At 66.0% G+C, this 7,959-nt stretch carries 5 protein-coding genes; 1 reads left to right on the top strand and 4 read right to left on the bottom strand.

Annotated elements, in window-relative coordinates; translation table 11 throughout:
- Positions 1 to 304: 304 nt before the first annotated feature.
- The 4 genes from ABZX86_RS39670 to ABZX86_RS39655 form a co-directional block, all read right to left on the bottom strand.
- The gene (locus ABZX86_RS39670) at positions 305 to 2,581 is read right to left on the bottom strand and encodes an MMPL family transporter (RefSeq protein ID WP_355131533.1); all 2,277 of its coding nucleotides are present in this window, start codon (positions 2,579 to 2,581) and stop codon (positions 305 to 307) included.
- A 120-nt stretch (positions 2,582 to 2,701) separates the two neighbouring features.
- Positions 2,702 to 3,877, bottom strand: a complete 1,176-nt coding sequence (gene fahA, locus ABZX86_RS39665; protein WP_355131531.1) for a fumarylacetoacetase — start codon at positions 3,875 to 3,877, stop codon at positions 2,702 to 2,704.
- Between the two features lie 27 nt (positions 3,878 to 3,904).
- Entirely contained in the window at positions 3,905 to 5,110 is a 1,206-nt protein-coding gene (locus ABZX86_RS39660; RefSeq protein WP_355131529.1) for a homogentisate 1,2-dioxygenase, read from the bottom strand.
- Between the two features lie 110 nt (positions 5,111 to 5,220).
- Positions 5,221 to 5,847 (bottom strand): TetR family transcriptional regulator, encoded by a 627-nt coding sequence (locus ABZX86_RS39655; RefSeq protein ID WP_355131527.1) that lies wholly within the window; start codon positions 5,845 to 5,847, stop codon positions 5,221 to 5,223.
- A 190-nt stretch (positions 5,848 to 6,037) separates the two neighbouring features.
- Between ABZX86_RS39655 and ABZX86_RS39650 the strand changes: the two genes are divergently transcribed.
- Entirely contained in the window at positions 6,038 to 7,954 is a 1,917-nt protein-coding gene (locus ABZX86_RS39650) for an acyl-CoA dehydrogenase family protein (protein WP_355131525.1), read from the top strand.
- Positions 7,955 to 7,959 lie beyond the last annotated feature (5 nt).

Below are 7,959 nucleotides of genomic sequence, written 5' to 3'. Positions count from 1 at the left end.
CCCTGCCCTCACCCACAACCCCCCCCCCGCCTCTGCACCAACCCACCCCTGGTGCACCGACGGCTTCTATACCGAAGCCGTCGGTGCACCTGGGTTGCTTGCCTCCCGGACAGTGCTGATCAGCAGGAGGGTGCGGGCAAAGCCCGAGATGGCCGTGCTGGGCACGTGGGGAGCCGTACCCGGCCTACCTTCCGCAGTTGGGAGTACTACCTGCGGTACCAGCCGGGTCGACCGGCTGTGGTGCCGTTCTCGAGACCAAAACACGAGGAGCTTTTGGTTCGAGGGCTTAGGTGGTGGCTGGTAATTACTTTGTCAGGGCGGGTTCTTGTACTGGATTGGGGGCGGGGTGTTCGGTGGGGGCTTCTTCGAGGCCGATTCGTTTGTGTAGGGCGGCTAGGGGTTTGGGGGACCACCAGTTGGTGGTGCTCATCAGGCGCATCAGGGCGGGGGCCAGGAGGGCTCGGATTACTGTGGCGTCGGCTATTACTGCCAGGGCCAGGCCTATGCCGAAGAGTTTCATGGCGGTTACTTCGGAGGTGGCTACTGCCAGGAGGACTACTGCCATCAGGCCTGCTGCGGCGGTGAAGATTTTGCCGGTTCGGGCTACGCCCAGGGCTACCGATCGGGTGTTGGCTTCGGGGGTGCGGTCGGAGGCCAGCCATTCTTCGCGGATGCGGGAGAGGAGGAAGACCTCGTAGTCCATGGACATGCCGAAGGCCAGGCAGAACATGAGGATCGGCATGAACATGTCGACGCTGCCGGTGGGGGTGAAGCCGAGGACACCTGCCAGGTGACCGTCCTGGAAGATCCAGATCATGGCGCCGAAGGTGGCCGTCAGGGACAGCACGTTCAGCAGCAGCGCCTTCACTGGCAGCACCACACTGCCGGTGAACAGGAACAGCAGGATGAGGGTGATCACGGCGATTGCCGCCCCTGCCAGCGGAAGTCGTGAGATGACCGAGTCCATGGTGTCCTTGTTCAGCGCCGCCGCACCACCGAACAGCACCGGACCGGGCGCGGGTACCGCGCGCAATGCTTCCAGCTGCGTCTTGCCTGCCTCGGTGAAGGGCGATTCCCTGGTGCCGATGGACAGATAGGCCCCATCCGGCCCGGCCATCTGCGAAATCCCCGCCGCCACCTTGCGCACACCGGTCCCGTCGTCGGCGTACACACCGTCGCTGGACAGCACCGCGGGCACGCCGGGCACCTTCGCCAATGCCGTTGCGTAGTCCCGGATCTCGGTGGGTGAGCCGTGGAATCCGGGCAGTACGACCACCGCGCTGGAAGCCATATTCGCGTTGAAGTCTCCGCGCACCGCATCACCGACCTGACGGCTGGAGGCGAAGGTGCCGATCATTCGATCATCGGGGGTGCCGAAATGCGCTGACAGGAAAGGGGTTCCGAGCAGCAGCAGAATGCCGGTGACGGCCACGGCGACGGGGATCGGGCGCTTCATGACGCCGGACACTAGCCGGTACCAGCCGCTGTCCTCGGCGCGCACCACCGTCCGCTCACCGCGACCCAGCAGGCGCCGCAGCGGCTTTCGCAGATCCCAGGCGTTCACGCGGTCGCCGAGCAGGATCAGCGCTGCGGGTAGCAACAGCACCGCCGCACCCACCGCGGCGGCCACGACCGCGACACCGGCGTAGGCGAAGGATTTGAAGAACGGCTGCGGGAACACCGCCAGCGCGGCGAGAGCCAGTGCCACCGTCAGACCTGAGAACACCACGGTCCGCCCGGCCGTCTGCACCGCCCGCAGAATGGCGGCCCGGTTGTCGAGGCCGTTGCCGAGTTCCTCGCGATATCTGCTGACGATGAAGAGGCTGTAATCGATGGCCAGGGCCAGCCCGAGCGCACTGGTCATATTCAGCGCGAAGATGGACACGTCCATGAACACGGTCATCAGCCGCAGAATGCCGAGGGTCGCCGCAATGGCGAAGAAGCCCACCATGAGTGGCAGCGCCGCCGCGACCACACTGCCGAACACCAGCACCAGCAGCAGTCCGGAGACCGGCACGGCAATGGATTCGGCCAGGATCAAATCCTTCTCCACCTGGTGGTTGATATCGGCGAAGCTGCCGGCCATACCGCCCACCCGCACCTGCACGCCATCGCGGTCACCATTGATATCCGCGCTGAGCGCGACGGCCCGGTTCTGCACCTCGTTATCGGTGCCCAGGATGGTGGCCATGATCAGGCCGCGGTGACTGTCCTTGCTGCGCAGTGCGGTGGCCAGATCCGGACGGGTCGTCAGATTGGTCCAATACGACTGCACCCCGGTCACATTCGGATCTTGGGTGAGCCGATCGGTGACGCTCTGCGCTTCCTCGCGTGCCGCGGGACTGTTGACTCCGGCATCGGTGCTGACCATGACGATCAGATTGGGATTGCCGCCCGGGAAGTGTTTGTCGATGAAATCGTTGGCCTGCACCGACTCCAGCTCGGGGGTGAGATAGCCGCCGCCGACCATATGCGATTTCGCGGTGGCGCCGAAGCCACCGCAAATGATCATCAGCAACAGTGCGGCCACCAGGACGGCGCGCGGGCGCGTCATGGCGAACCGGGCAAGATTGGTCAGCATTGACGCACACCCTCCGAAGTCATTCGACTTCGGAACGGTAGCGTTCCTGAGTTCCTCCTAGCGATCGACAGTGACCATGGTCATGGACATATCGATCAGCTATTACTCAGCGATGTGGCCCTACTGCTTGGCGATGCGGCCCCGCACCTCACCGAGCGTCAACCGGCCGCCGCCCGACGCCGGTGCGGTCGCGGTGACCACCACCTCGTCGCCGTCCTCCAGGAAAGTGCGCTGCACCCCGTCCAGCTCGATCGGCTCGGTGCCGCCCCAGCTCAATTCCATGAAGGAACCGCGCTCCTGCCGCTCCGGACCGGAGATGGTGCCGGAGGCGAACAGATCGCCGGTGCGGGTGGACGCGCCGTTGGCCGTCATATGGGCCAGCAGCTGCGCCGGAGACCAGTACATGCGCCGGAACGGGGGAGTGCTGACCTGCTGCCCGTTCCACTGCACCGCCAGCTCGATATCCAGGCCCCAGGGCGCGCTGTCCCGCAGATAGGGCAGTGGTTCCGGATCCTGCTCGGGAAGCGGAATCCGGGCCGCCACCAAGGCCTCCAGGGGTGTCACCCAGGCCGAGAGCGTGGTTGCGAAGGACTTGCCGAGGAACGGGCCGAGCGGCTGTCCCTCCCAGGCCTGGATATCGCGGGCCGACCAGTCGTTCACCAGGGCCACGCCGAAAACGTGCTCGGCGAAGTCGCCGGTCTGGATCGGAGTGCCCAGATCCGAACCCGCGCCCACCAGAAAGCCCAGTTCGGCCTCGATATCCAGGCGGCGGGTCGGCCCGAAATCCGGTGTGCCGGAATCTGTCCGGCGCTGACCCTGCGGCCTGGTGAGTTCGGTGCCCGACACCACAACCGTGCCCGCCCGGCCGTGATAGCCCACCGGTAGATGCCGCCAATTCGGCAGCAGCGGTTCACCATCGGGGCGCAGCATGCGGCCCATGGCGGTGGCATGGTCGATGCTGGCGTAGAAATCGACGTAGTCGGCGATCCGCACGGGCAGATCCAGCTGGATCGACTGCACCGAATGTACTGCCGCGGCGGGGAATTCGTGCTCGGCCGCCGTCTGGATCAGCTGTCGCACCTCGCGCCAGCACTGCGGGCCCTGGGTCATGAAGGCATTCAGGCTGGGCTGCGCGAACATCGGATCATCCAGCGCCACGGCCAGATCGATGACGCTGTCGCCCAGTCGCGCACCCACCCGCGGCTGTTCGCCCAGCGGGCGGAACACGCAGTACGGCAGATGCGCGGGGCCGAATCCGGAGTCCGCGGGGACCTCGATCCGCACACGACTATTCATACCCACCCCTTGTCATCGGTGCTCGACTCAAATCCACTGGGAGGGTCCGCGACCGGACCAGGTCCAGGCATAACCGGGATCCTCGCAGGCCCGTGCGGCCTCACCGAGTTGCAGCGGATGGAAGGTATCGACCATCACCGCCAGCTCATCGAAGAATTCGATGCCGATACTGCGCTCGTACGCACCGGGCTGCGGCCCGTGCGCGTATCCGCCCGGATGCACCGAGACCGAGCCCTGGCTGATGCCGGAACCCTTGCGCGCCTCGTAGTTTCCGCCGCAGTAGAACATGATCTCGTCGGAGTCCACATTGGAGTGGTAGTACGGCACCGGAATCGAGAGCGGGTGGTAGTCCACCTTGCGCGGCACGAAATTGCAGACCACGAAGTTATTGCCCTCGAACGCCTGATGTGACGGCGGCGGCTGATGCACGCGGCCGGTGAGGGGTTCGAAGTCGGCGATATCGAAGGCGAACGGGTACAGGCAGCCGTCCCAGCCCACGACGTCGAACGGGTGCGCGGCGTAAACCAGTCGGGTGCCGACGATTTCACCGGCGGGCCGGTGTTTGACCAGCACCTCCACGTCCGTCCCCGGCACCTCGAACGGCTCGGCCGGCCCGTGCAGATCGCGCTCGCAATAGGGGGAGTGCTCCAGCAGCTGACCGTATTTGGAGAGGTAGCGCTTGGGCGGCGTGATGTGACCGGTGCCCTCGATAATGTAGGCGCGCAAGGGTTCCGGGCCCTCCGGTAGCCAGCGGTGCGTGGTCGCGCGGGGGAGCAGCACCTGATGGCCCTGGTGCACCCGCAGCACGCCGAACACCGTCTCCACGGTGCCGCTGCCGGATTCGATGTAGACCAGCTCATCGCCGATGGCATTGCGGTACAGCGGTGATTCCCGCAGCGCGGCCACATAGGAGAGGCGGACATCGGCATTGCCGAGCAGCAATCGCCGGCCGGTGACCATATCGGTCTCCGCGGGCCTGCCCTCGGGGAACAGCTCGTGCAATTTCAAATGCCGGTGCCGCAGTGGATGATTCGGAGAGGTGCGCTGATCCGGGAGTGCCCACACCGTCGAATCCACAATGGCGGGCGGCAATCCGCGGTGATAGAGCAGGGAGGAGTCGCCGGAGAAACCCTCTTCGCCCATCAGCTCCTCGTAGTAGAGCCTGCCCTGCTCATCACGATGCTGGGTGTGCCGCTTCGGCGGCACCGCCCCCACCTGTCGATAGAACGTCATCGCGGTCTCCCACTGACTGATGGTCCCTTGTCCATCGTAGCCACCGGATTGCCGACGCGGCCGCAGAATTGCTCAGGCGCAGTGTTGTTCAGGCGTGCCGCAGTGCCGGCTCAGGCGTGCCGCAGGGCGCGATATACGGCCGCGCCGACGAATTCGCCCAGCGTGTCCGAGGTCCAGTCGCCGGGTTCATGAAGCAGCGTGCGCACCGCGCCCTCACCTGCCGACACCCACAATTCCACCAGCGCGGCCAGTTTGTGCTCGGCGTCGACGGTGCCCCAGGCGCGCAGGGTCGGGCGCAGGCGACGGGTGCAGCGTTCCACGGCCAGCTCCCGGGCCCGCCCGAAGGAACTGGCCACGGCCGGATCGGGATTGCCGTACAGCAGTCGCCAGCCGTCGGGGCGGGCGGTGGCGGTCTGCAGCAGGGCGCGGAAGCCCTCCACGAAGACGGCCTCGTCGGCCTCGACCCGGCGGCGAGGCAGCGCTGCCAGCACACCGGTGAGCATGAGGTCTTCTTCACGCCGCAGCAGGGCCTCGATGAGCTCCACCCGATCGGCGAAGCAGGCGTACACGACCGGGCGGGTCACCTTCATGCGATCGGCGACGGCGGCAATGGTCACCGCGGCGATGCCGTCGTCGGCGGCAATCTTCAGGGCGGTGTCGAGCACCTGCGGGCGGCGGCGTTCGGGCCCGAGATGCCGCGCGCGCTGGCGTGGTCGTACAGCCGATTCGGTGCCCATGAGCACCGACCATAGCAGCGTGGGCGGGCGGGGGAACGGCTGGTCGCGGCCGGTGTGCACCGGGTGGCCCGGTATGTGAACTTCATGCTCCACGGGGATTGCACGATCGTTTCCTGCGTGAGTGAATAAAAATGCTACATTCGCGAAGGAAACGTGCCCGCGACCGACGCCCCGGCCTGAGGAAGACGACATGACCGAGACCCTGTTCAACCCGAAGACGCACGAGTTCGCCGAATTCGATGCGGAGACCCGGCGCCTGCTGCGCGCCACCGTCAACTGGTTCGAGAGCCTCGGCAAGGTGCGCCTGCTGGCCGACAGCCGCGATCGGGTCTGGTATTCGGAATTCCTCGACTTCATCAAGAGCGAGCGCGTTTTCGCCACCTTCCTGACCCCCGCGGCCGAGGCCGCCGGCGATCCGAACAAGCGCTGGGACACCGCGCGCATCGCCATGATGAGCAAGATCCTCGGCTTCTACGGCATGCAGTACTGGTACGTCTGGCAGGTCACCATCCTCGGCCTCGGGCCGATCTGGCAGAGCGCCAATGCCGAGGCCAAGGCGCGCGCCGCGGCCGCACTGGACTCCGGTGAGATTTTCGCCTTCGGGCTGTCCGAGCAGGCGCACGGCGCGGACGTGTACTCCACCGACATGATCCTCGAGCCGAAGACCCGCGGCGGCGGCTTCACCGCGACCGGCGGCAAGTACTACATCGGCAATGGCAATCAGGCCGCCATGGTGTCTGTGTTCGGTCGCCGGTCCGATAAGCCGATCATCGATTCCGCCGACTTCCAGCGGAAGATGACCGATGAGGAGTACTCCGGCTACCTCTTCTTCGCCGCCGACTCCCGGCACAAGAATTACAAGCTGCAGAAGAACGTCGTCGACTCCCAGATGTACGTCGCCGCATTCGAACTCGACAAGTACCCGGTCGGCGAGGCCGACATTCTGCACACCGGCCGCGAGGCCTTCGACGCCGCCATGAACACCGTCAATGTCGGCAAGTTCAACCTCGGCTTCGGTGCGGTCGGCGCGTGTGAGCACGCCATGTACGAGGCCGTCACGCATGCCGAGAACCGAATCCTGTTCGGGCACAAGGTGACCGAGTTCCCGCAGGTGAAATCCCTGCTGGCGGACAGCTTCGCGCGACTGGTCGGCATGAAGCTCTACAGCGAGCGCGCCATCGACTACATGCGCTCGGCCAATGAGAAGGATCGTCGCTACCTGCTGGTCAGCGCCATCGAGAAGATGTCGGTGACCCGCACCGGGCAGAAGATCTACGAGGATCTCGCGGATGTGATCGCGGCCCGCGGCTTCGAGAACGATATGTACTTCCCGATGGCCATGGTCGGCATGTTCGGCCTGCCGCGCCTCGAGGGCACCGTGCACGTGAATATGGCGCTGTCGCTGAAGTTCATGCCCAACTACATGTTCCACCCGGCCGACGCCGCGCTGGCCGCGCTGCGCTATCTGCCCGCCGCGAGCCCGGCCGGTGCGGTGCGCGCGGTCTCCGAGGCGCTGAGCTGGTCGAGTCGCCGGGTCGCCCCGCGTGCCGGTGGCCTGGTGCCCAAGTTGCGCAGCGAATTGGCCGGTGCCACTTACGCTCCCGTGCCCACCCGGCGCGACGCGGCCGACGACGACTTCCTGTGGCGGCAGGGCCCGAGCAGCGGCCTCGGCCGGATTCGCTTCGCCGACTGGAAGCCGGTCTTCGAGAAGTTCACGCACATCCCGAATGTCGCGGTGTTCCTGGAGCAGGCGCTCGGCCTGCAGACACTGCTGGCCGCCGCCACCCCCACCCGCGAGCAGCAGGCGGATGTCGACTTCCTGTTCGGGCTCGGCGAACTGTTCACGATGGTGCCCTACGCCCAGCTCATCCTGGAGCAGGCCGACATCGCGAACGCCGATGTCGATGTGCTCGATCAGCTCTTCGACATCTTCGTCCGCGACTTCTCCAAGCACGCGGTCGCCCTGAGCGCCAAGCCCTCCGCGACCAAGGCGCAGCAGGCCCGCGCACTCGATCTGGTACGCCGCCCGGTCGCCGACCCGGTCCGCTTCGAGGTGGTATTGCGCCAGGTCAGGGCGCTTGCCGGGCAGTATGAAATGAACCCCTGATGTTG

The organism is Nocardia sp. NPDC006630, from assembly GCF_040611495.1.
Classification (GTDB): Bacteria; Actinomycetota; Actinomycetes; order Mycobacteriales; family Mycobacteriaceae; genus Nocardia.
This window is presented reverse-complemented; position numbering and strand designations above follow the sequence as displayed.

What these genes read in the sequence shown, in the direction of transcription:
- ABZX86_RS39655 (WP_355131527.1), bottom strand. Translation starts at nt 5,847, where the DNA reads ATGGGCACCGAATCGGCTGTACGACCACGCCAGCGCGCGCGGCATCTC.
- ABZX86_RS39660 (WP_355131529.1), bottom strand. Translation starts at nt 5,110, where the DNA reads ATGACGTTCTATCGACAGGTGGGGGCGGTGCCGCCGAAGCGGCACACC.
- ABZX86_RS39650 (WP_355131525.1), top strand. Translation starts at nt 6,038, where the DNA reads ATGACCGAGACCCTGTTCAACCCGAAGACGCACGAGTTCGCCGAATTC.
- fahA (WP_355131531.1), bottom strand. Translation starts at nt 3,877, where the DNA reads ATGAATAGTCGTGTGCGGATCGAGGTCCCCGCGGACTCCGGATTCGGC.
- ABZX86_RS39670 (WP_355131533.1), bottom strand. Translation starts at nt 2,581, where the DNA reads ATGCTGACCAATCTTGCCCGGTTCGCCATGACGCGCCCGCGCGCCGTC.